Origin of the sequence: Providencia sp. PROV061, assembly GCF_011045655.1 — a bacterium.
Lineage (GTDB): Bacteria > Pseudomonadota > Gammaproteobacteria > Enterobacterales > Enterobacteriaceae > Providencia > Providencia hangzhouensis.
This window is the reverse complement of the sequence record NZ_CP042861.1, coordinates 519866-542723: the sequence shown is the minus strand read 5'-3', so window position 1 is coordinate 542723 and position 22858 is coordinate 519866. Positions and strand designations below refer to the sequence as shown.

Genomic DNA, 22858 nt, shown 5'->3' with positions numbered 1-22858 from the left:
AGTGTTAGATTTAATAATAATGCCGAAGTTAATCGGCATTATTTTATATATATTACTTACTTGCTACATCACTAATACGTAAATCTAATTTTGGATTTTGATTTGGTTGCTTTTTAATAAATTCAATTACCGCATCAGCAGCACTGATACCTGGGATTGTTTTAGTATTTTTACCGTTATTAAATGCTTCAAAACCATCGCCACCTGTTGCTAAGAAAGAATTAACAACAATTGGATAATATTCGTTATCATTAATATCTTTACCATTTAATTTTAATGAAACGACTCGACTGTCTGGATTTTTCTTACTGTCATATTTCATTTCTAAGCCTGAAGAGACTTGTAATACGCCATTTGTCAAGTTTGCGGCATGGTTCATTAATGAACGAAGATCTTTTCCACTGATTTCCATGTAAGTAAGTTCATCAGGGAATGGGAACATACTGATTACATCACCAAGAGTAATATTACCTTTTTCTATTTCGCTTCGAATACCACCGCTATTAACAAAAGCAATTTTCGCGCGTGAATCTGTTTGCAAGAAAGCATCTGTAATTAAGTTACCCAATAAAGATGATTCACCATAAGCACGTGTTAATTCGACGTTCGCATTTCCAATTTTTTCTAGCGTGATTGTTTCTAGCTTTTTAGTCCAATCATCAATTTTCTTTTGAGTTGCAGGGTCTGGCGTATGTTCATCTGCGAACATATTAATTAGTTGCCCTTTATATCCTTTGATCTTATTTGTATTATCATCAACGTCTAACACTAACTTACCTAAGTTAATGCCATAAGAATCTGTTGAAACAATTAAGGTATCATTTACTTTAATGGGCTCTGGTGTCCCTACATGAGCATGGCCTGTAATTAAAACATCGATACCATCGACTTGTTTAGCTAGGTCAATATCTTTTTGTAGCATTCTAGATACATCAGTCGCACCGAAACTTGATTGACGAGCAGGGACGCCTTCATGTACCAGTAATACTGTAATATCAACTTTATCTTTCAGCTCATTAATATATTTTTGTAAATACTCGACTTCGTCTCTAGCTTCTACACCTTCTCTTTTATCTTTATTCACTGTGTCGTAAAAAGCAAATTTTCCGTGTAAGCCAATAACACCTAGTTTAACACCATCTTTTTCTATAATAGTCCACGGTTTATCCCAGACAGGTTTCTCTGAATTCTCATAAAAAACATTTCCTAATAAAACAGGAAATTTAGCCTTATTTAATTGAGTTAACATATTAGGAACACCATGATCAAATTCATGGTTACCAATTGAAACTGCGTCGAATGACATTTCATTCATAATATCAACTACAGCTTCACCATTTGTTAACGTACTAATATATGGCCCTGTAAAATAGTCACCTGCATCAAAGAAAAAAACACCTTGTTCTTTATTTTTAGCATCTTTAACTACACTAGCTATATTAGCAAACCCGCCTACTTGTCTATCTTTACTAATATAAGGAACTTTAAATGGTGAAACATGAGCATGTAAATCATTAGTATGATAGATAGTAATATCTTTTGCATATGAAAGAGTACTACCTAATAGCGAACCTATAATTATGGGTAAAACTAATAACTTTTTATTCATAACAATTGCTCCAGAATAAATATATTGCCATCATTTTTGATGACTGTAGTTAATAATAATCGTACTGGAACATATGTGATTTTAGTCACGTTTAACCACTGATTTCATCATCAACAGAAAAATACTATCAATTTATGTTGGTATATCTCTATATTTTACTCTTCGCTATCAGAATACAAGTCTACATTCAATATCATACTTAAGTCATACTGTTGTTTTGCCACTCCTATACGCTGAGCAGCTGTTAGTGTTTCATTTGGAGGAATACAGCAGTAATTATAATATTTACTAAATAAAGAAAGAATTTTAACTAAAATTTTTGGTGATAGTGAATTTATTCTTTTACTTGGGAAGAAATACAAGAACGTTTTTATAAATTCTTCAGAATATTTTAATGATGGGTTTAACTTTAGATACTCATAGGGTTGATTGTTTTTAGAACTAGTCAAATTACAAATATATTTATACCCTTCCCCATTAATATCTTTATATTCATGCCAAATATTCTTCCACCATCCAACTTTATAGCTTCCAGTATGTTTATATTGAATGCCATCTCTATTTTCATTAGAAATAACATAGAAAACATCACATTTCTCATTTCTAATTGCATTCCCATAAGCTGTTAATACTGCTCCTCGAATATAAAACTCATGATGAATAAAGTGATGTTTTACATTCGGTGCTAACAATATCTCTAATGTTTTAAAATGACTATGGCCAGCAACAACAGGCTCTATAACATGTTTTGACACATTATCACTCGTATAGTGGATATGATCAAAGCTATGACGCTTATGAAATGATTCATATTTCTTATATATTTTTTCTATTGTATTTTCTTCTAATAAATTAATAGATTCCGCTGGGATATTTTGTGATTTATAAATACTTTCTAGTGATAACTCTTGATCATTCCAATTTGTCGTAATAGACAATACATAACCTGTTTTAGAACAGCAACTAACTATACAGTGTAAATTATTAGATAGTCCCGTTTTATTTTCAACCCTACAATTTAAATTAAATAAACTTGTCTCTATTGATGAAAGTTTATTTTTTATTTTATATTTTTCAACTTTCCTACATAATATATCTAATATTTCATTTATATTTTCTAATCTTCGATAAAAAGATGCCGGTGTAATTTTTAACTCTTTAAAAATAGTACTAACCTTGGTGTTTTTTAATAAGCTTTCTATGAGTTTGTTATCAACATCATCAAATTTGTTTAGATTTTTTAATGAATAAACATTATTACAATTCTTACATTGATACCTAACAGTACCAATTGCTGTTGTTCCATATTTTATATTTTCAGTTGAATAGCAGCTTGGACAAGTTTTTTCTATATTTTTCATATAGAAAGACCAATATGGATAAAATATTTTTTTTAAGTCATCGTTATTAATTAGATAACTATTACCGCCACATTTAGGACAATATATGGCTCTATAACCAAGTTTGAATGATGGTTTAACGTAATCAGCGCAATCAACTAGTGCAAAATTCTTACAATCCTCTGATTTACATACATTTACATCAATCTTTGGTAACATTTTACCCCCACCAACATATTTTGATAGTTTATATTATTATTGATAGATCATGAACAATAAATGTGAACTATATTACATATTATAATTACAAATTAATTATTTTTACTATACATAATTAACTTGTAATTATATTCATGAATCTATACCAATCTATATCAAATAGAAAGATTATATTTTCTTTATTTATAAGTATATAAATCAAATCAGCAGTATTAATTTACCTTAAGGGATAATGTAAAGTATATGAGGATTGTAAAATGGTAGATGTCACTCGTAGAACACTTTGTGAAGGGTTGATGGCTTTATCTGTACTTGCAATAACAAACACTAATGTTTTTGCAGCTACAGCTAGACCTCGACCAAATATTCTTTTTCTCATCGCAGATGATTGGAGTTGGCAGAATTCCGAAGCCGTTGATAAGCTTGGTTTAAACCTTCCAACTTTTGAACGAATTAAACGCTCAGGAGTTAATTTTCCTAATGCATTCACCGCTGCCCCCACATGCACAGCCTCACGGGGATCTATTTTAACGGGTAAACCTATTTACCAACTAGAACAAGGAGCTAATCTCGCAGGTACATTATCCTCAAAATTATTAACATATACCGATATCTTAAAGGACAATGGTTATTATGTAGGTTTCTCTGGTAAAGGCTGGGCACCTGGTAAAACTGAGCCAGGAGGAAGAAGTCAAAACCCAGCCGGCGCTCGATATAAAAACTTTGATACGTTTATGGCTGAGCGACCAAAAGATACACCATTCTGTTTTTGGTACGGTAGCCCTGAACCTCATCGCCCTTTTACAACGGGAGAAGGAGTTAAAAAAGGAATAAAAGTTAAAGATGATGGTGTTCCTAACTATTTACCAGATAACCAGATAGTACGTGATGACATCGCGGATTATATCGATGCAGCTCAGATATTTGATAAGAATTGTGGTGATATTCTTAATAAACTTGAAAAAGAAGGTCTTTTAGATAATACCGTTGTTGTTATTACTGGTGATAATGGTTGGGCATTCCCAAGGGCGAAAGCAACCCTATATGATGCAGGAACACACGTTCCACTTGCCATTATGTGGAATAATGTCATCAAACCATCACGTACAAATGACTCACTTGTATCCTTAACCGATCTAGCTCCTACCTTTTTAGAAGCAGCAGGAGTTAATCCGCCATCATCAATGGTTGGGAAAAGCCTGCTTCCAACCTTGCAATATGACCAGCCACATCGTGAATCGGTTATTACTGCTATGGAAAGGCACATGGATGGTGGAGAGGTTCCACTAGAAACTTATCCTATTCGTGCATTACGTACTCATCAATATTTATATATCAAAAACTTTGAACCTAACCGCTGGCCAGCAGGAAAACCAGGCAAGGACGACGTTACATTTAAGGAATATGCCAATAAAGTTTATAGCGGCTATGCTAATATTGATGCCAGCCCAACAAAAGCATTCATCATTACCGAAAAAGATAAGAAAGAAATAGAACCTTTTTATACCTTGGCGACAGGTAAACGACCTAATGTTGAGTTATATGATATTCTAAAGGACCCAGATCAGCTCAATAATTTAGCTCAGAATAAAGAATATGCAGACGTTCTTGAACAGCTAGATACTCAATTGATGACAACTTTAAAAGAGCATGGCGATCCAAGAGCAACAGGAAATGGCAATATTTTCGATACCTACCCAACTTATAGCGACCCTGGGTTTGGTCGTCCTGATAACTACTAAATTGATGGCTTTAACATGTTAGTAGTATTCTTTAATAAGATTAATTAAATATACAGTAATTAAACAACAAGGGGCTCTCACTCAACAAATAGAGTGAGAGCCCTTAACGAATCACTTAGTCATTATAAAAATGCACCATAAATAACCGAAGTAATAGACGCTAATCCACAGATAAAAGTAAAGATTTGTGCCAGTTTTGAAGTGCTAAATTTCTTCATTGCAGGAACAATATTCATCGAAACAACAGGTAGAATGAATAGGATAGCGGCAATCATTGGTGCCCCCATCGTTTCAATCATGCCTAAAATACTTGGGTTACGAATAGTCACAATCCAGGTTGTTATCACAATAAATAACATGGATGCCGTTTGAATTTTCTTCACAGAGAAAGAAGAGCGAGATTTAATTAACCCAACCAAACCTTCGTGAGCGCCTAAGAAGTGACCAAAGTAACTTGATACAATCGCAGCGAAAGCAACAATAGGCCCTAAATAAGATAGGATTGGCGATGGGTTGATATTCGCAATATGTGATAACACACTGATATTTTGTTCTTTCGCAACGGCAAGCTCTGCTGGGCTTAGTGATAACACCACAGAGAAAACGAAAAACATCACGAAACCAGTCAGCATCAATGCTGCACCACCAGTAATCATATCCGTTTTTACCACTGCATTATCACCAAACTGCTGACGTTGGTCTTTAGTAAATTGGCTGATGATTGGGCTATGGTTAAATGAGAATACGATAAGTGGGATCGCCATCCAAACAATCACAGGCATTGCACTCCAATCAGGAGCCACCTCTAGCATGGACATATTCCACTCAGGGATTAGATACAATGATAAAGCTAACAAAATGAATACCAAAGGATAAACCATTAGGGAGGTGAGCTTTAACATAAGGTCGCGACCAAATACCACACCAGCAGTCATTGCAGCAATCAATACTCCAGACAATAACCATCGTGGTAGTGGGTCTATTCCTAATTGATTTACTAAGAACGAATCAACAGTATTCGTGATACCGACACCGTAAATCAATACGATAGGGTAAATAGCAAAGAAATAGGCAAATGTAATAATATTTGCGCCTACTTTACCAAAATGCTCTTCTACCGTATCGGTAATATCGGCATTTGGATTTTTTGAGGATAAGACAAAGCGAGCTAACCCTTTATGAGCCAACCAAATCATTGGCGTTGCAATTATTGCTAATACTACTAATGGCCAAAACCCCCCAGCACCAGCTTTAATTGGTAGGAATAAAACGCCTGCCCCCACGGCGGTACCAAATAAAGAAAGTACCCAAGTAAAATCCTTATAAGTCCACTTACTGACAGGTTTATCTTCTGTAACTACTGCTTTTTCAATTGTGCTCATCTTGTGTTCTTCATCATTAACGTTATTAAAATAAGATGTGCAGATTTTGCATTAAATGGGCAACAGTACCTAATTTAATTACTCTATTTCTTTCAACTTTTTGGGGTAGATCTCGTTAATAACGTAAAAGAACAAACACCACGTAATTATTCTGTAAAAAAATAATTTCGCAATCAATTAAAAGAGTAAATTTTAGATATAAAGTATTTAATTTTTAATTCGAGGAATGGCTGAGTTATTCGCTCAGCCATTTTTTTTACCTGAGAAACTGAAATGTTATAGATATATAGGCACTAATATTTCTGTCGCAATTACAACCACAACCAATCCAACTAATACTGGGATTGACGTTCTTTTCACGACTTCGAACGGAGAGATTTTTGCCATACCAGATACGGCCACGACAACCCCTGATACCGGCGATAAAGTCCGCCCTAAGTTAGAGGCTTGTAGCATTGGTATCACTAAGTAAGCAGGATTGACCCCCATTTGTTTTGCTAAATGAGGAATTAGTTCAACAAATGCATAGAACGGTGCATTCCCTGAACCTGTGGTCATCGCAGCTAACATCGTAATCACCACCAGTGCAATCATCATCACAATTGCGCCAGAACCGAATGACTGTGCAAGGTCAATGAGCCCTTTAATAAAGCCAATGGTACTTAAACCTTGAGCAAATACCCCAGCCGCCACTAATAACATAACGACCGTTGCAAATGCTTCTGCCATACCTTTGTAGCAAACTTCTAAGCCACTATAGACATGTTTAGCGCTGAAGCTACGGATGAATTCAATGATTGCAGCCAAAATAATACAGCCAACAATAATGGTAACAATATGCAATTCAGGCGCCCATTTACCATCAAACACTAAAACACCGATAATTGGCGTAAAAGGTAAAATAGCGTAGAAAGCAGGAGCATGGGTTTTAATTTCATTCACATCTAACATTTCAGTCGTGACATTTTCTTTTCTGTCGAGGTAACGCTGCCAAAAGAAGTGAGCGATTGACATTGCCACAATTGCCGCGATAGAAATCGGTAAGGTCGTTTTAAATGCAAAGTCGATTAATGGCATTTCGGCCGCTTTTGCCGCTAAGATAACATCACCAGATGTCGGCGCTAAAATAATTGCCGCTGGCGATGCACAGATTGCTGCTGCTGCACCTCGGCTGATCCCGACATTCACCATTACAGGGAATAATGTCGCCATCAGTAATACACCGAGGCCTGTCGCAGAAGATACCGCCAGTGACATCAAACATGCCACAATATAAGCAGCAACCATCAACAAATAAGGTGAGTTGATCATTTTTAATGGCTTAGAAGCGATTTTCACCACAACATCATTCGCCCCAATGTGAGTCATATAAGATGCAAACCCACATAACACCATGATCATCATACCAAGGTCGCCACCTCGGCTCATTAATAGGAATTTTATGTATTCCAGAATATCTGTTACACGCCACCCCGTCGCTGGAACAGAACCTGGTAAAATACTTTTGCCCATAATAGCGGTAATGATTAGAAGTAAAATCCCTCCTGTCATTAACACACCCGTTGCGGAATACCCTTTTATGATATAACGCCCAACTCCAATGGCGACAATAACGCCGATTAAGAGCTCAATCATTTATTTCTCCTGCCTGTCTTATTTTGTAATTATAAAAAAAATTACTCTGCCTAATCATTAAGCAAAATTCACTGACAATGATCATGTCAGCAGATGATTTTTAATATAGAAATGCGTTAAAACACAAGAGAAATAAATAAAAAATCTTTTTGATAGTTATTTTGCAGCCGATCTTCCTATTTATTAACAACACATAGGAAGAACGGCCTAACTTAGACTAGAAAAAATATTTGAAGCGAGCACGAACACCATAGCGTTCATCATCATGATGACTAATCAAATTAGGGTTATCTGCATTAATTTTAGAGTAATAAGCACCAAGATAAATTTTGTAATTATCTATAGCTAAAATTTGAGGTAACTCATAAGAAGCATATAAAGTATGAACATCATATTTACCTGGGATGTTATTCAACACTGAATTAGGGTCTGTCGAAATATTTACTGCATTAAAATCTTTAATATTATTATGCGCATAGATATAACCTAGTTGAGCGCGACGCCACAAAGCATAGCCACCTAACGATAAATCTGTTTCTGCTATTGCATCTAGGTATGCAGTACTGAATGTTAGCTGCACGCCATTATCTGAGTCTTTTTCTACGCTATTCCATCCTAAAGTCATACCATATCCATTACGTTTGGACATATCCTTCCAATGACCATCAACGTTATCCCCATAGGCATTGTTGATAACTTGGGATTCCATCGCAATAGCCACTTTAAAATCATTCGGCTGCCAAGCCACCACAGGCCTTAAATAAATAACATTTTTCTTATTATCTAGCTGATAACCATGGTAATTAGAATCATCGAATAAAGCGGTACCATCTTCAACCAATGCGTTAATTTCAAAATACCAATCATCTAATGAATGGGAAAGTTGAACACTACCACCATCACCTGAACGCCCCCGCCCTTCTTTCATCATATAAATATAACCGAACCCATCACTGTACAAATCATTCGCCGTATTGCCTGAATACTGTACAAACGTATCTTGTCCTAATGGGAACATGTCATAAGCTTCGTAACGGCCGAGCTTTACTTGCCAGCGATCCTTTTGCCCGAAATAAAAAGCGGCATCATCAAGGTTCATTTTTCCTGTCATATCCGCAAGCGGCTGCACAGAAAACCCTGCATAATTTCCATTATCTTTCAAATGATTACCATCTACCCCAATCAAAATCCGTCCATTAATATCCCAATTATCACTCTTATTTGGTTGGTTGTTTTTCCCAAGAGCCGTTCTGACAGATGTAATTTGTCCCTGACGACTCGCCCCATCCATATTGAACTCAACATCGCCATAAAGCTTAAGTTCACCGTAATCATTGTGGTATTGGATCCCAGATGTTGGTTTTTCTTCACTCTCCCTTGGTACATTTGTATTGGAAATAGGCTCCTTAACAACGGTTGATATGTGTTGTTTGGTAGTTTCATGCATATTCATCACTCGTTCGAGCTTTTCTGCTTTCTGTTCAGCAGCTTCGGCACGTCGTTCTGCCAACTCAGCTCTTTTCTCTAACGCCTCCAGCCTTGCCTCAATACGACTTAAATCCGTTTGAGCATCCCCCACCAAAGGGAATAGGATGACAAAAGCCGCTGCAATCGCAGATAACGGTAACATCTTCATATTAATACCTATTTGAATTAAACCAATAAACATCATTGCTAGCGCTTTCTTCTCTTTTTTGATTTATCGTGAAGTGAGCAGCCCAGAACATGAACACAGTATATAATTAAAGATATGTTAACGTTAACATGAAATTGATAAAAGAAAGATCGAACTCACAATTCACTGATTAATCTAAAATAAACAACGTCAAAAACTATGTTCAGATTTTATTTCAACCAGTTGAAAAGTAAGTGATTTTATAAATTAATAATATGGAAACTAACCATTGAATAACTCATAAATCATATCGCCAAAAAAGCCACGATACTGTAAGTATCTAATTTGTTTGCTTTTTTCCTTGAAATCATGAGGAAGGTCATCACCGAATTTTTTACTACGAACCAATGCGGCCTTTTCAAACCAATCTACATCTAGAGTAGCAAAATGCTTTTCCACAACCGTTTCAGTGAAACCTTTCTGCCGCATTTCTTGTTTTATCCGCAATGGTCCATACCCTTTACGGAGATAACCTTGCATTAATAACCCCGCGACACGGTCGTCATCAAGAAAATGTTGCTCACTTAGCCTTTCAAGCACCAATTCAATTAAAGGCTCATCAATAATACCTTCATTTTTTTCATACATACGCCGTTTCATACGAGCAAATAGCTCTGCTTTCCCATAATCACGGCGGGAAAGCATAAACAAGGCATATTGGTAAAGCTCGGATTCATTCATGGCGTTAAATTTTCATCATTAAATTGGGCGCATTGCGCGCCCAGTCTAACATAAACCTTTGTACTCTAGCTTGAATAAGTATGTGATTCGGCTGGCGGAGCTCAGTCAACACCCATGCGGTTTGAATCGTGACGCGTATATACTCTAAATAATTCAAGTTGCATGTAGGCGACAAACGAAGACAGACCGATGAGCATACATAAGTATGTGATTCGGCTGGCTGAGCGCAGTCAACACCCATACAGCTTGAAGTATGACGAGTATGACAAGTTAGTGAACTTGAGCGCCACTTAACAATTTATATATCGTATCAGGGGTATAACTGCCGTCTTGGAAATAAATTGTCCAATCCGTAATATCGTCGCGCGTTAATGGATAAACTACCCCTTCTTGCATATTTTTCACATAAAAAGGATGGTTAATTAAACGCCCTTCAAACTTGTCTCCATTCCAAGAAACAGGTTCAAACCACATATGTTCATGACCATCGAAATCTTCTTCTGCATCATGGTAACCAATACCGCATTTCACTAAAAAGCGCCATTCCGAATCTTCAGCTTCTTCGTTTTTACCGAGGAATTTGGCAAAAAATCCTTTCTTCTGAGCGACCGGCTTTGGCCCGTAGTTATCTAACATATGGGTAAAATATTCCCAACGTAATTTGGCTTTACGGGACATATCAGCGGTTTCTTCATCGGTACGCATAAACATCATCGCGTTTTGATCTTCAAAGCCTTCAAAGAAACTTTCTAATACCGGGTTTTCTTGTGTCACACGAAACAACATCGCGGATGGGTGCTGATGAGATTCGTCTCGATCATGCCAATCCCCCATGAAACGCTCTGATGACGCATCACCAAACTCGAAATTCATCTCTTCAAGTGGCTTCAAATCATCAATTGGCGTTGATTTACCCACATGCAACAGCCCTTCTTCAAACGGTACTGCAACTAAATACTCATAGCCTGCTTGGGTTTGACCAATAAAAATAGGTTCATTAAACACGATTTTTCCGTGAGTAATACTGTTATTCACGAAGCTCCAAAATAGTTCGGGAATACCATAATAAGAAGCAATCGGGTGCGGTATAATAATTTCTGCTTCCGATAAACCACAACGTGCCAAACCGTGAGTATGGAACCAATACATGGTCGGAGCACGCTCTTCTTCCGGCTTGTCTTCGTTGTCTTCTTGATCATAAATAGCATGAACAACATACAAAGAATCAATGCTTGGCATCAAATCATCAATTAGTTGGAAATTAAGCCACTCACGAGTAAACACTTTCCCTGCGGCAGAAATATCCAAGCCTAGTAATAAATCTGGCACTAATATTTGAATAATTTTCAGCTGCTGAAGGTAATTAGCTAATGGCTGCCCTTGAAATAAACATTCAACAATCACTGCTTGAGGAGCAGCACTGGCCTCTGCATACAGCTCAGGGCTGATTGGATCAGTGGCAAAATAAGGATTGATGGTATATTCAGGGTCGCTATCCACTAAAGAGATATAAAAACGTAATTCTTCTTCATCTTTTTTACAGCTAAAGAAAAAGCCGCCATCCTCAGGAATGTAGTCTATTTCACCATCGGTGAAATAAGTTTGCTCTTCTAAACGCTGCTCTAATAATAAAGACGTCAGCTCAGAACCAGGGATAGCAACCATCATTGATGCTTCTTTTTCACCCTCACCTGCTGTGGTATCAAGGTAGTGTTGTTTATTATTCATTTTCAGACCTATTAATAAGTGACTCTGGCGAGGATATCAGCTTATATTCATTAAGAATATTGTGATTATTCTTAACAAACAGAGATTGTGATTTGATCCTTCGTATTGCAACTAAGTTAATAAATAATCATTATTCGACAATCAGTTATTCTACTTTTCATACTGTATTGACTGAGGCACAATAATGCACTTTCTTTAATTTGCTTTAAATTGATAAAGCAAAAGTTCTATTTCAATAAAGGTAATTCAAATATGGCTGATTTAACCAAGGCACAAAAAGAATATGTTGATGAACTGGCGATGCAGCGCGTTTTCGATATGAATAGCGATGAAGTGCTGGTCAACGCCTTAGAACAAAAGATTCACCAAATGGAAGACCATTTAAAAGCCTATTTTCATGAGCGTGTTAAGTTTCATCAACAAAACAAAAAGTAGTATTTTCAGCCCTATCGTGCCGATGTTATTTCTTGCATCGGCAGCTATTTTAGGTATGAAAAATGATAATCTTAAATAAATAATTAACATACAGGTATCTAGTTTTAGATCTTCATAAAAAAGCATTAAGCGCTATCGATAAAAAAATTATCAATGTTAAAATTCCAACTATTATAGATATACCTAACTACACCTCTCTATTATCTAAAGATTGAGCCAATTTTATGAAACGCATTCAATTCAGTACTGCACTGATTCTTTCTTCTATTATGAGCATGTCTGTGAGCTTTGCCGATAGTGATCGTCCGTTATTTTCGGTCTCTGTAAGTGAGTCTGGAGTCCCACAAAGTAACAGCGAAGGCGGCATTACTCGTTCTTCTACCACAGAGTCACGAGTACTGCCGATTTGGGGCGATGAAGCCCGCGCTCGAGGGTATGATTTACCGGAACCTTTTGGGATCGGCTACGGATATATGAACCTACGTCAAGATATAAAAGTTGACAAAATAGCCTTTAAATCAGAAAAGGGCGTAAATATTCCTTTTGTTAAATTCGATTTAAATGATGACTTAATGATTAAAACAGGACATACACGCAGTAAGAATGAATCACATATGTTAAAACTCGATACTTGGGTCTTTCCATTTATGAACGTATATGGCGTTTATGGAAAAACCAAAGGAACATCAACCACAAATCTTGATAGTGTAAAAGCTCGGGTCAAAATTTTTGGCAAAGAAAATATAATTGATATCGGTAAAAATCTACCTTTTGAATTAGACTATAAAGGAAAAACGTATGGTGGTGGTGTTACCTTCGCTGGTGGGTATAACCAATTCTTTAGTACATTAGATTTTAACTATACCAGAACAAGCCTTGATATCTTAGACGGTGACATTACTGCTTTTGTTGTAACTCCTCGGGTTGGTTATGAATTTATCTTTGAACCTTTAATCCCTGGTCAAGGTAATACAAAGCTACAAATTTGGACTGGAGCCATGTATCAAGATATTACCCAACGATTCAAAGGTGATATTAATAAACTAGATTTACCGCCTGAATTGAGTGGGTTGATGGCATTAGCGCCAGACGATGCAAAATTCGATGTTAAACAGCATCTTGCCCATAAATGGAATAATACTGTCGGTGCCCGTGTCGAACTCACTAGAAACTTTAATGTGTTAACAGAAGTCGGTTTTAATAACCGAAATAGTTTTTATATTTCTGGGGAATTCCGTTTTTAATGTGGCATTCGGCAATTATCCAAAGGCTGGCCTTGCTCAGCCTTTTTATTATTTTTCCCGCTAAAGCTGATTTACTCCCTGATCGCCAGCAAATCGATGGCTGGTTAAACGATCTCGGTGGAAAAAATAGCTTTGATGAAAGTAAAACTGTCGATTGGGGCGTATTACCGGGGCCATTTTATACCCCCGAAATGGGCGTTGGTATTGGTACTGCGCTGGTTGGTTTATATCGAATAGATAAAGAAGATAAACAAACCCAGCCGTCTTCTATTGGCTTAAGCGGTTTTGCGTCGTCTACAGGCGCGTTTGGCTTAAATTTTACCAATTATAATTTTATTGATAACGACCAGTGGCGGTTATTTGTTTCCGGCACCATTAACAATATTCCCACTTATTACTGGGGTAAGGGATATTCTGCAGGGAAAAACGATCACAATAAAGAAAAGTACCATTCCCAAGAATTCCAAATAACCCCAAGAGTCTTATATCAATTAGCCAATTCGACTTATATTGGTCTTGGTTGGAACTTTTCATCAATCAATGCCAGTGATCCTGATAATGGCGCCAAACAGTATTTCTCCAATTCAATTGGGGGTCGTTCGGTGTTAAATTCAGGCGTCAGTGCATACTACAGTTATGACACACGAGATTTTCTGCCCAATGCCTATCATGGGCAAGCTTTTGAGGCCATCTATACTTATTTTGCGCCTACCCTCGGTAGCGATACACGTTTCCAAACCACCCAATTACAATATGCCTATTACCATGCCTTAGCCGAAGAGACTGTTATTGCATTCGACAACTATGCGAGGTTTTCAACCGGAAATGTACCGTGGAACCAGCTATCATTACTCGGTAATGGTAACCGTATGCGCGGGTATTACGAAGGCCGCTATCGTGATAACAATATATTCACCAGCCAAATTGAACTTCGCCATAAACTCGATTGGCGTCATGGCGTTGTGGGTTGGCTAGGAACAGGAACCATGAGTGATGCTGCATCTGAATTAGGCCAAGGGCATTGGTTGCCCACTGTTGGCGTAGGCTATCGTTTTGAATTTAAACCAAGAATGAATGTTCGCTTGGATTTCGGTGTTGGCCGCAACAGTACAGGGGTATATTTTCAAGTTGGGGAGGCGTTTTAATGTTCAAATGGGTTCTGGCAATGGGGATTGGGCTTTTATTAGCCGCTTGCCAAAGTCATGACAAACTGGACTTGCCCGTTATTGAGCCTGTCATTACCCCCTATACTTTTGAAGAAGCCTCACAAAATTGGCCTATTATTGCTTCCTTAGCCCCACCACAAGGTTTGCGCGCTTGCTGCGCCTTTGGCTACAACTTGCAAGCTGAGCTATGGGGATTACCTGTCCCGTTTTACACTATCGATAATATCGTTGAAGCAGATAGCCTAGGAGAACATCATTATAATGACAGCTTTTTAGGTGCCTCTGCGGCATTAATGGGGCTCAGTAATGAAAAAATAGGCTTACTCTATACGGATAAAAGCGGGTTTATTGATATTTCCCATGTCAGAGATACTGCAGATTATACTTTTTACTTATTTAGCCAAATTTACCCACGTCTAGGCCAACAATGGTCGTTGTCACTGAGTGAAGAATTAGCGGATAGACAAATACATTTCAGTGCATTTGAACCGCCGAAATCCGCCAAACAGCGCTATACACTAAGCGCCTACTTAGCCGCAAAATTGGCTTTCCAACTCGCGGTATGGCATGAAATTGCACAGTGGTATGGCTATCAATCTGTACCGGGGTTTTCTGAAGGGGTTTCCGCATTTTCCCCTGAAGACCTGTACTCAAATTTACTTGGTTCCCGTCTCGCCTTAACTTTGATACTACAAGGCCGAGCAGGCTCTTTAGCCACTTACTCTCAATCAATGGAAAATATTCTTCCACTGGCCCTTCACCAACTCGGTAGCAAAGATAGAAAAACCACGCGAAAAATATTTGATAGCGTTGATGGTTTATGGTGGAACAGTTACCGTAGAGTACCAGAGAAATTTCTTGTTTTAACAAGAGATTACCAAACAAGTGACCAACGTTATCCTCTGATGCCCCCACAAATTATGCCATCTGAAGGCTTATTTTTAACGTTGCCTGACCGCTATCTCAAATATGATTTGTCATTACTCGCACAACTGCGTTTGCTCCCTACTGGAAATATGAAACAGCTCCCCAAACCGACCTCTTATTGGACGGTGGCAGATTTTCCACAGCTGGCGGAAGATGCGAAGCAACAAGATTTACTGCAACAAATTTTAAAACCTTAAAGGGACTATTTGTGATATCCATATGACTCACCCTATAGGACTTTATCCTGACATTGTTGCGCTTAAAATTTAAGGTAAATGTCACTTTTTACTCATTTGCAGATAATAATCTTATTTCACTTTTGTCGCCTCGATAGGCTTTAATAAAACGATGGAGAACTCATTTCGGTCAAAAAATAGACTACCAACTGCTTATTTTTCAGACAAAATAACCCTATAATAACTAAATGAATTGTGTGTTTTTTACTCAAATTTAACTTAAGTAAAGCGCGAACGCCACGGGAATAAACAGTTTAACTTATCATTCATCATATGAAAATATACCAAACGAAACCATTAGGTCATTTAAAATCAATACATTCATATTAATATAAAAAAATCCACAAAATAATACAGAAGTTTCCTTAATATCATCCGGATAAATGTAGCTCGTGAAAAATTAATCTGCTAATATTCGCTCGAATTTTGTTCAGAGATACTTAGGAGAAGCAAATGCCCTCTCGAACGATGAGGACAAACGCCGTCTTCGCTTTCTTATTTTTACTTTTATTTTCGAGCCTGAGTATGGGCTCCACCAGTACCAGCACAATGCTCAATAAAGAGTATACTAATAAAACTGTGCAACAGAATGTAAGTCAGGCTAAAACCTCACTCCCTGACTTGCGTAAATACCCTTCTGGTACGCCTCGAAAGAAAGCATTTTTGAAAACGGTTGTCCCTGTTATTGAAAAAGTGAATAAGCAGATTATGGCTGAACGTACTTGGTTGCTATCAGTACGGGCTAATAAGAAGTGGAGCGCACAAGAGTTGCGCCGTCTTGAACAAATCTGTAATAGCTATGGTATGAAATGTAGTAATCCAAAACGTTTAAATTGGAACAAACTACTGAGTCGTGTCGACATCATGCCAACACACTTAGTTGCCACACAAGCAGCAACAGAGTCTGGTTGGGGTACATCACAACTTGCTCTGCAAAACGGTAATTTATTTGGTATGCGCTGCGGTAGTGGCTGCCAGACCAAACAAGGAAAGATTAAAGGCTATTCTACATATTCTTCTGTAGAAGAGACCGTGACTGCTTATATGAAAAATATGAATACCCATAATGCTTATGAGTCATTACGTACTTCACGAGCAAAACAGCGTCTATCAAAAGATGAGCTAGATACTAAAAAGTTAATCAATGATATGAAAGGGTACTCAGAGTTAGGTTCTACTTATAACCGCTATTTACAAGAGATGTACGCGAGTAATGAAGAATTGATTACACAAGCTCAGCAAAGAGCAGCCACTCGCATTTAATTTTGTATCACCAGGTACAAGACATAAAAAATCCACTTAACTAAGTGGATTTTTTTATCCCTCACAAACCGTATTTAACTTACTTAACTCATTCGACTAATTCATTTTTTATGTTTTTTTAGATTTACTCTATTGCCTTAAATAGTTCGAGTGTTGGCGAGGCGGCAAGAGAAGCTATCTCTCGTTTTTAATCTGATGGTTTAATTGTCTTTTATTGGGTATTTCAGTTTCACCACATTGCTCTAAATAGTTCGAGTGGTGGCGAGGCGGCAAGAGAAGCTATCCCTAGGAGCATACATAAGTATGTGACTAGGGTAGCTGAACGTAGCCAACAAAGTCACCGCTCGAAATATGACGAGCAATACGACAAGCAATATTCTGATTGCATAGAAAAAGAGATCAAATATCATATACCCTAACCTTCTAACAAAATAATTAACATCTTTGAGTCTAATATGAATTTCTTCTCTTTTGAGTTTCTTGGCTCTTTCTTGATTTTTTTTCTTATTTATTGGGGTTGTCAGCCCAGTGCAAAGTTACAAAATGGCTTATTAATCACTGCTAGCTATTTTTTTGTTTATTCATTTAGTCCTGACTTTGCTTATATCTTATTTAGCTACACACTGATTATTTATTTGCTTACCAACGTGGCAACCAATTGGCTCTCTAGTCGATGGATATACGGTATTCTTACCGCTGTCATTGTTGGCTTCTTTACCACCTTTAAATATTACTCATTCTTCCAAGAGACTATTCAGCAAACACTCGATAAATTTGGTTTTAGTGTTGGTCTTCCTATATTGGAAATACTCGCACCACTTGGACTCTCATTTTATGTATTCCATTCGGTAAGCTATACGGTATCAGTTTGTCGCAAAGAAATTCCTAAAGCCGATTTCTTTGATGTAACATTGTATCTTGCATTTTTTCCGAGCATCGTCGCAGGGCCAATCAACCGCGCGAAGAACTTTCTTCCCCAAATACAAGCGGAAAGCCGTGAGATTTTAGATCCTCGAAAAGCGATATTGCTTATTTCATTAGCACTAGTGAAATTGTTTTTATTTAGCTCTTACTTGTCTGAAAATTTTGTAAATCCAGTCTTTGATTCTCCCGTGGGTTACAATGCGGGAGAGATCCTAGTAGCAACCTATGCCTATGCTTGGAATATTTACTTTAACTTCTCAGGTTATACCAATCTGGTGACGGGAATCGCGTTATTATTAGGATTTAGAGTCCCTGTTAACTTTAATGCGCCTTATTTAGCTGCAAATTTAAAAGAGTTTTGGGCCCGTTGGCACATCAGCTTATCTACATTTATTCGCGACTATGTTTATATCCCCCTAGGCGGTAACCGCAAAGGTTTTAGCCGTATGAATACCAATGTATTCCTTGCGATGGTCATTTCAGGGTTATGGCATGGTGCAGCAATGACATTTGTAGTTTGGGGAGCCATTCATGGATTAGGAATTGTGCTACTCAATCTTAAGAGTTTATGCATGGAAAAATTAGGATGGACCCAAGTGATTCCTAATAAAACATTATCCGTTTGGGTGTCACGAATTATTACTTTCCATTTTGTCTGCTTTGCATGGATTTTCTTCCGTAGCCCCTCATTTGATGATGCCCTGTTAATGGCCAATCAAATCATTGCACCTGGTTTTATTGCTTCAATTAATGCAAGCCTAGGCTTACTAATCGCATTTTGGCTACTACTGATTACCTACCCTTATTTTGTACAAGGCTACCATTATGTGGCAAAAAAATACCAAACCATTCCTTGGTATTATTATCCTATTCCGCTCGCGATTATTCTAACTATTATGTTTATGCTTTCTCCTTCAGGTATGCCGGGGTTTATTTATGCTAACTTCTGAGTTTAAAAATACCCTAATCAAAGTTGGGCAGATTTTATTTATTGTCCTAATTGCTGGCCTATTATTAATTTGGTTGAATCAAAGCTCACTAGAACGATTTTGGCAGCAAAAATATCACCAAGATACCCCATGGGCAAAAATGGCAGGGAATCCTATCTGGGATTATGGTGCTTATTTACATGATGGTGCGCTTGAAGCAGGAAGCTTATTCACTTATTACGCATCAGGGCAAAAAGCGCAGGAAGACAAACAAGCCGCAGAGCTTGAACTGGCCAATAAAGATAAAAAACTCAGTTTCCCCAAAGAGTTTCAAATTGGTCTTCATTTCGTAAATGGCTATATTTATCCAGCTGAAAGCTTATCGATTACTTTCCCTGAGCGGCTTAAACGACCACAAGTTAGAGAGAAAAACCAGAAAATTAACTTTGGTGGTTTTACAATCAAAAAAGATCAGCCAATCGTGGCAAAACATATTGCCAATATCGAAAAGGGCCAACAAGTCCTGTTCGCGGGGGACTCCATGATGCAAGGCGTCGCTCCACATGTTAAAAACATGCTCTTGAAAAAATATAATATCGATAGCATTAATCTAAGCAAGCAAAGTACAGGACTGGCGTATCCACGCTTTTTCAATTGGCCCCAAACCATTGCTAAGGCATTGAATGATAACCCCAACATTAAGGTTTTAGTCATTTTTTTAGGACCTAACGACCCTTGGGATATGCCACCACAGACGGGTTATAAATACGTCAAATTTAAAAGTGAAGATTGGGAAAAAGTGTACCGTGAACGAATTGGTGATATAATATCGACCGCTCGCCAGCACAATGTTGATGTTATTTGGGTTGGGCCTCCTAATATGCGTAAAAATACGCTCTCCGATGGCATGAAATTCTTAAGTAGCCTCTACCAATCTGAAGTTGAAGACAACGGTGAAATTTACTTTTCGGTCAATGATGTCTTTAAATATAAAGGCGATACCTATTCTGACTATATCGGTGATGCGAGTAGTACCATTAAATTGCGAAGTGGTGACGGGATCCATTTCAGCGGAAAAGGTCAACAATTGATCGCTGAAAAAGTATTCTCACTCATTCATTTCGAAGAAGAGGAAGAAAAGGAACCTCATGAAACTGAACAAACTGTGTCAAGCTAAGTCCAAAATATTGGCGGGTAGCGTGATTGCGCTTTTGTCGCTGGGCTTATTGTCTTGCCAGAACACATCAGACAAAACTCGCACGACTAGCCTGCCTAAAGGCCAGCCAGTCGTTGCACAAGGGCAGTTGGTCAATAACGCAGAGCCTAATTTGCCGCAGTTGGCAAATAAGTTGCGCCAAGGCAACCAACAAGTTCACATTGTCCAAATTGGTGATTCACATACAGCCGCTGACTTTTTCAGCGGTAATTTAAGAACATTATTTCAGCAACGTTATGGTGACGCGGGCCCAGGCTTCATTCCTCCGATTTCGGTACCTGGGCAACGAACAGCGACCATTAACCGTATGAGCGAAAAGAAAGAGTGGTCACTGGCTTCAAGCCGCAAAGATGAACGCTTTGATTACCCACTTGGTGGGCTAATTGCCGAGCCACAAGCAGCCAACAGTAAAGTAGTGCTCAAGCCTTTACAGCCTGCGCTAGGTGCTTATCAGCTACAAACTCTATACCAAAGCACAAGTGACTCACAAATGCGTGTCGCTCCTGCCGTCTCCCCCAATGTTGCATTGCCAGCCACAGGCAACCAGTGGGTATTTTCGTCCCCTGTAAATACCCAGCTTCCAGCCCAAGTTACTGTTAATAAAGGTGATGGGTTGAAAATTGGTGGGTGGTTAGTGCGTTCGCAAAAACCAGGAGTAATGTTTTCAGCTCTTGGGCTCAATGGTGCAACACTGAGTATGACAGATAAATGGCAACCACAATGGAGCGAAACCTTAGCTCAAATGTCCCCTGATATGGTGATTTTAGCCTATGGAACCAATGAAGCTTTTAACGATACATTAGATTTAGCCGCTTACGAGCAAAATTTACGCGCCAAAATTCGCTTAATTCGCCAACAAATGCCAAATAGCGTTATTTTACTTATCGGCCCGAATGATTCACTTAAATTTAATGATGCGGCGAGTTGCCAAGCTCAGATGCCAGTGAATTTAACGAGTGTGATTCAAATTCAAAAGGCGGTTGCCGCTCAGGAAAATACGCTATTTTGGGACTGGCAAGCCTTCATGGGTGGCCCTTGTTCAATTCGCACATGGGCAGCACAAGATTTAGCACGACCTGACAATGTGCACCTCTCCGTCGAAGGTTATAAGAAGAGCGCACAAGGCCTATATAGTCAGTTAAACCAAATATTGAATTGATTACTGGTCCAACGCACGATAAGGCAGAAGTATATTCAACGTACTCTGCCTTTTTATTTACTCCTACTATTTTTTAATGTTAAGCACCTAATAGTTGTCATTTCACTTTGTTTTTTTCTTACTTATCTTTTTTTTACTCTAAAAACATAATTCCAATATTAAAATAAAAATAATTATTTTAAATAAAAACAATAAGTTAAAATAATGACTCTCGGAATATTACTGACTCGTTAAGAATTTATTGTTCTCTCTCAAAAACATAAAAAATCGTGACCAGTAATTAAATCAATATACCCTATATAAAATTAGTATCCCTGCGTTCCTTTTAATAAACCACATCGCTATACACTGAAGTTTATTAAGTCAGGAAGTAATAACAAATCGATCTTTCAGCTTATGCAAGCTCAAGGTTTGTTGTTAAAAATATGGAAGCCGTGAACAATTCTTTGACACAACCAGAATAATTTTACGGTAATAATCGTAGGTAATATTTATTTAGGTTCAAAAATGTCGACTAATTTCTGTGTTAAATCGTTTCATACCTATATTGAAACCCTATCAAATAAAATAAAAAATAGCTTTTATCTAACTCACTCTCTACTATTTAAAGTGAGGTCTGGCGAAATTGAAATACGGATAGAAGAAGGCCCATGGCAAATACTAACGGCTGCAGATATCTGTTTTCTCCCCAAAGGATCTTCAATTGAGATAATCAATCTTGATAATCACAATCTGCTGGCTGTAGATGTACTTCCAATGACCACCGATATGTTAAAATCCTTTTACCAACAGCATGCAGCATTATTTATTAATAAGAAAAAGACACACTCAATAAGCCAAATTTGTTGTACTAGCTTACAAGAAAACCCGATTATTGAAGATGTATTTCATTCTGCAATTAAAGAAGCTAACTCACCGACCAGCCATAATGTTATTCATATTCATTTAAACTTTATTCTATCATTTTTTTTACTGGTGAATGAATTTACCTCTACATTATATGCCTCAATGAATATCTCGATAAAAGATAAAGTGTATGACTTAATTTTTCATAGCGCAGGTAAACAATGCCTTACTCTAGATACTATCGCAAAAAAACTCCATATGAGTCCTTCAACCCTTAAACGACGACTAGCCAGTGAACATACAAGTTTTTCCAAAATTAGCTTAATGTCCCGAATGAACAAAGCAATGATATTATCTAGAACAGAAAATATGCCTATGACACGTATCGCCCAAGAAGTCGGCTATGATGATGTCCCTTATTTTTTACTGGCATTTAAAAGCTTTCATGCGCAGCCAAGCTTCCCCCATTCCTTGATTTAGTACTTTATTCACCTTTAAACTT

17 protein-coding genes are annotated in these 22858 nt (G+C 37.6%); 10 read left to right on the top strand and 7 right to left on the bottom strand.

Annotation, left to right across the window (positions count from 1 at the left end; translation table 11 throughout):
• Nucleotides 1-52: 52 nt before the first annotated feature.
• Together FVA72_RS02415 and FVA72_RS02410 are read right to left on the bottom strand one after the other, a co-directional pair.
• Nucleotides 53-1609 (bottom strand): bifunctional metallophosphatase/5'-nucleotidase, encoded by a 1557-nt coding sequence (locus FVA72_RS02415; protein WP_110592510.1) that lies wholly within the window; start codon nucleotides 1607-1609, stop codon nucleotides 53-55.
• A gap of 155 nt (nucleotides 1610-1764) precedes the next feature.
• Nucleotides 1765-3168, bottom strand: a complete 1404-nt coding sequence (locus FVA72_RS02410; RefSeq protein ID WP_110592511.1) for an IS1/IS1595 family N-terminal zinc-binding domain-containing protein — start codon at nucleotides 3166-3168, stop codon at nucleotides 1765-1767.
• Between the two features lie 257 nt (nucleotides 3169-3425).
• On the opposite strand from FVA72_RS02410, the gene FVA72_RS02405 reads away from it, so the two are divergent.
• Nucleotides 3426-4910, top strand: a complete 1485-nt coding sequence (locus FVA72_RS02405) for a sulfatase family protein (RefSeq protein WP_004261164.1) — start codon at nucleotides 3426-3428, stop codon at nucleotides 4908-4910.
• A 122-nt stretch (nucleotides 4911-5032) separates the two neighbouring features.
• Here FVA72_RS02405 and FVA72_RS02400 read toward each other — a convergent pair whose 3' ends face one another.
• From FVA72_RS02400 to FVA72_RS02380, 5 genes are all read right to left on the bottom strand, one after another.
• Complete coding sequence (locus tag FVA72_RS02400) at nucleotides 5033-6292, bottom strand: aromatic amino acid transport family protein (protein WP_004261167.1); 1260 nt, start codon at nucleotides 6290-6292, stop codon at nucleotides 5033-5035.
• A 276-nt stretch (nucleotides 6293-6568) separates the two neighbouring features.
• Entirely contained in the window at nucleotides 6569-7927 is a 1359-nt protein-coding gene (gene dcuC, locus FVA72_RS02395) for an anaerobic C4-dicarboxylate transporter DcuC (protein ID WP_110592512.1), read from the bottom strand.
• A gap of 217 nt (nucleotides 7928-8144) precedes the next feature.
• Nucleotides 8145-9563 carry a carbohydrate porin gene (locus FVA72_RS02390; RefSeq protein ID WP_110592629.1) on the bottom strand — a complete coding sequence of 473 codons (1419 nt, stop codon included), beginning with the start codon at nucleotides 9561-9563 and terminating at the stop codon, nucleotides 8145-8147.
• 261 nt (nucleotides 9564-9824) lie between these two features.
• Nucleotides 9825-10283 (bottom strand): regulatory protein RecX, encoded by a 459-nt coding sequence (locus FVA72_RS02385; protein WP_004261175.1) that lies wholly within the window; start codon nucleotides 10281-10283, stop codon nucleotides 9825-9827.
• 270 nt (nucleotides 10284-10553) lie between these two features.
• Nucleotides 10554-12011: a DUF4026 domain-containing protein gene (locus FVA72_RS02380; protein ID WP_137018874.1), complete on the bottom strand. Its 1458-nt coding sequence runs from the start codon at nucleotides 12009-12011 to the stop codon at nucleotides 10554-10556.
• A gap of 252 nt (nucleotides 12012-12263) precedes the next feature.
• Here FVA72_RS02380 and FVA72_RS02375 point away from each other — a divergent pair, with 252 nt between their 5' ends.
• From FVA72_RS02375 to FVA72_RS02335, 9 genes are all read left to right on the top strand, one after another.
• Complete coding sequence (locus tag FVA72_RS02375) at nucleotides 12264-12446, top strand: hypothetical protein (protein ID WP_004261179.1); 183 nt, start codon at nucleotides 12264-12266, stop codon at nucleotides 12444-12446.
• Nucleotides 12447-12670: 224 nt separating this feature from the next.
• Entirely contained in the window at nucleotides 12671-13690 is a 1020-nt protein-coding gene (locus tag FVA72_RS02370; RefSeq protein WP_110592514.1) for a hypothetical protein, read from the top strand.
• Nucleotides 13690-14835, top strand: coding sequence for a BamA/TamA family outer membrane protein (locus FVA72_RS02365; RefSeq protein ID WP_137018871.1), 1146 nt, complete (start codon nucleotides 13690-13692; stop codon nucleotides 14833-14835). The genes FVA72_RS02370 and FVA72_RS02365 overlap by 1 nt, the downstream gene beginning before the upstream one ends.
• Entirely contained in the window at nucleotides 14835-15980 is a 1146-nt protein-coding gene (locus FVA72_RS02360) for a DUF4056 domain-containing protein (protein WP_110592516.1), read from the top strand. Before FVA72_RS02365 ends, FVA72_RS02360 begins: the two co-directional genes overlap by 1 nt.
• A 492-nt stretch (nucleotides 15981-16472) precedes the next feature.
• Nucleotides 16473-17282 carry a protein bax gene (locus FVA72_RS02355; RefSeq protein ID WP_036958345.1) on the top strand — a complete coding sequence of 270 codons (810 nt, stop codon included), beginning with the start codon at nucleotides 16473-16475 and terminating at the stop codon, nucleotides 17280-17282.
• 455 nt (nucleotides 17283-17737) lie between these two features.
• Complete coding sequence (locus FVA72_RS02350; protein ID WP_110592630.1) at nucleotides 17738-19156, top strand: MBOAT family O-acyltransferase; 1419 nt, start codon at nucleotides 17738-17740, stop codon at nucleotides 19154-19156.
• Nucleotides 19143-20312, top strand: a complete 1170-nt coding sequence (locus FVA72_RS02345; protein WP_094961456.1) for an SGNH/GDSL hydrolase family protein — start codon at nucleotides 19143-19145, stop codon at nucleotides 20310-20312. The genes FVA72_RS02350 and FVA72_RS02345 overlap by 14 nt, the downstream gene beginning before the upstream one ends.
• Nucleotides 20284-21510, top strand: coding sequence for an SGNH/GDSL hydrolase family protein (locus FVA72_RS02340; RefSeq protein WP_004261200.1), 1227 nt, complete (start codon nucleotides 20284-20286; stop codon nucleotides 21508-21510). The genes FVA72_RS02345 and FVA72_RS02340 overlap by 29 nt, the downstream gene beginning before the upstream one ends.
• A 507-nt stretch (nucleotides 21511-22017) precedes the next feature.
• Nucleotides 22018-22836 carry a helix-turn-helix domain-containing protein gene (locus tag FVA72_RS02335; protein WP_110592517.1) on the top strand — a complete coding sequence of 273 codons (819 nt, stop codon included), beginning with the start codon at nucleotides 22018-22020 and terminating at the stop codon, nucleotides 22834-22836.
• Nucleotides 22837-22858: the final 22 nt, after the last annotated feature.

Excerpts from the sequence above, each read along its gene's own strand:
- FVA72_RS02415 (WP_110592510.1), bottom strand. The coding sequence starts at position 1,609 with ATGAATAAAAAGTTATTAGTTTTACCCATAATTATAGGTTCGCTATTA.
- FVA72_RS02335 (WP_110592517.1), top strand. The coding sequence starts at position 22,018 with ATGTCGACTAATTTCTGTGTTAAATCGTTTCATACCTATATTGAAACC.
- FVA72_RS02370 (WP_110592514.1), top strand. The coding sequence starts at position 12,671 with ATGAAACGCATTCAATTCAGTACTGCACTGATTCTTTCTTCTATTATG.
- FVA72_RS02400 (WP_004261167.1), bottom strand. The coding sequence starts at position 6,292 with ATGAGCACAATTGAAAAAGCAGTAGTTACAGAAGATAAACCTGTCAGT.
- FVA72_RS02375 (WP_004261179.1), top strand. The coding sequence starts at position 12,264 with ATGGCTGATTTAACCAAGGCACAAAAAGAATATGTTGATGAACTGGCG.
- dcuC (WP_110592512.1), bottom strand. The coding sequence starts at position 7,927 with ATGATTGAGCTCTTAATCGGCGTTATTGTCGCCATTGGAGTTGGGCGT.
- FVA72_RS02355 (WP_036958345.1), top strand. The coding sequence starts at position 16,473 with ATGCCCTCTCGAACGATGAGGACAAACGCCGTCTTCGCTTTCTTATTT.
- FVA72_RS02360 (WP_110592516.1), top strand. The coding sequence starts at position 14,835 with ATGTTCAAATGGGTTCTGGCAATGGGGATTGGGCTTTTATTAGCCGCT.
- FVA72_RS02385 (WP_004261175.1), bottom strand. The coding sequence starts at position 10,283 with ATGAATGAATCCGAGCTTTACCAATATGCCTTGTTTATGCTTTCCCGC.
- FVA72_RS02365 (WP_137018871.1), top strand. The coding sequence starts at position 13,690 with ATGTGGCATTCGGCAATTATCCAAAGGCTGGCCTTGCTCAGCCTTTTT.
- FVA72_RS02345 (WP_094961456.1), top strand. The coding sequence starts at position 19,143 with ATGCTAACTTCTGAGTTTAAAAATACCCTAATCAAAGTTGGGCAGATT.
- FVA72_RS02380 (WP_137018874.1), bottom strand. The coding sequence starts at position 12,011 with ATGAATAATAAACAACACTACCTTGATACCACAGCAGGTGAGGGTGAA.
- FVA72_RS02410 (WP_110592511.1), bottom strand. The coding sequence starts at position 3,168 with ATGTTACCAAAGATTGATGTAAATGTATGTAAATCAGAGGATTGTAAG.
- FVA72_RS02390 (WP_110592629.1), bottom strand. The coding sequence starts at position 9,563 with ATGAAGATGTTACCGTTATCTGCGATTGCAGCGGCTTTTGTCATCCTA.
- FVA72_RS02340 (WP_004261200.1), top strand. The coding sequence starts at position 20,284 with ATGAAACTGAACAAACTGTGTCAAGCTAAGTCCAAAATATTGGCGGGT.
- FVA72_RS02350 (WP_110592630.1), top strand. The coding sequence starts at position 17,738 with ATGAATTTCTTCTCTTTTGAGTTTCTTGGCTCTTTCTTGATTTTTTTT.
- FVA72_RS02405 (WP_004261164.1), top strand. The coding sequence starts at position 3,426 with ATGGTAGATGTCACTCGTAGAACACTTTGTGAAGGGTTGATGGCTTTA.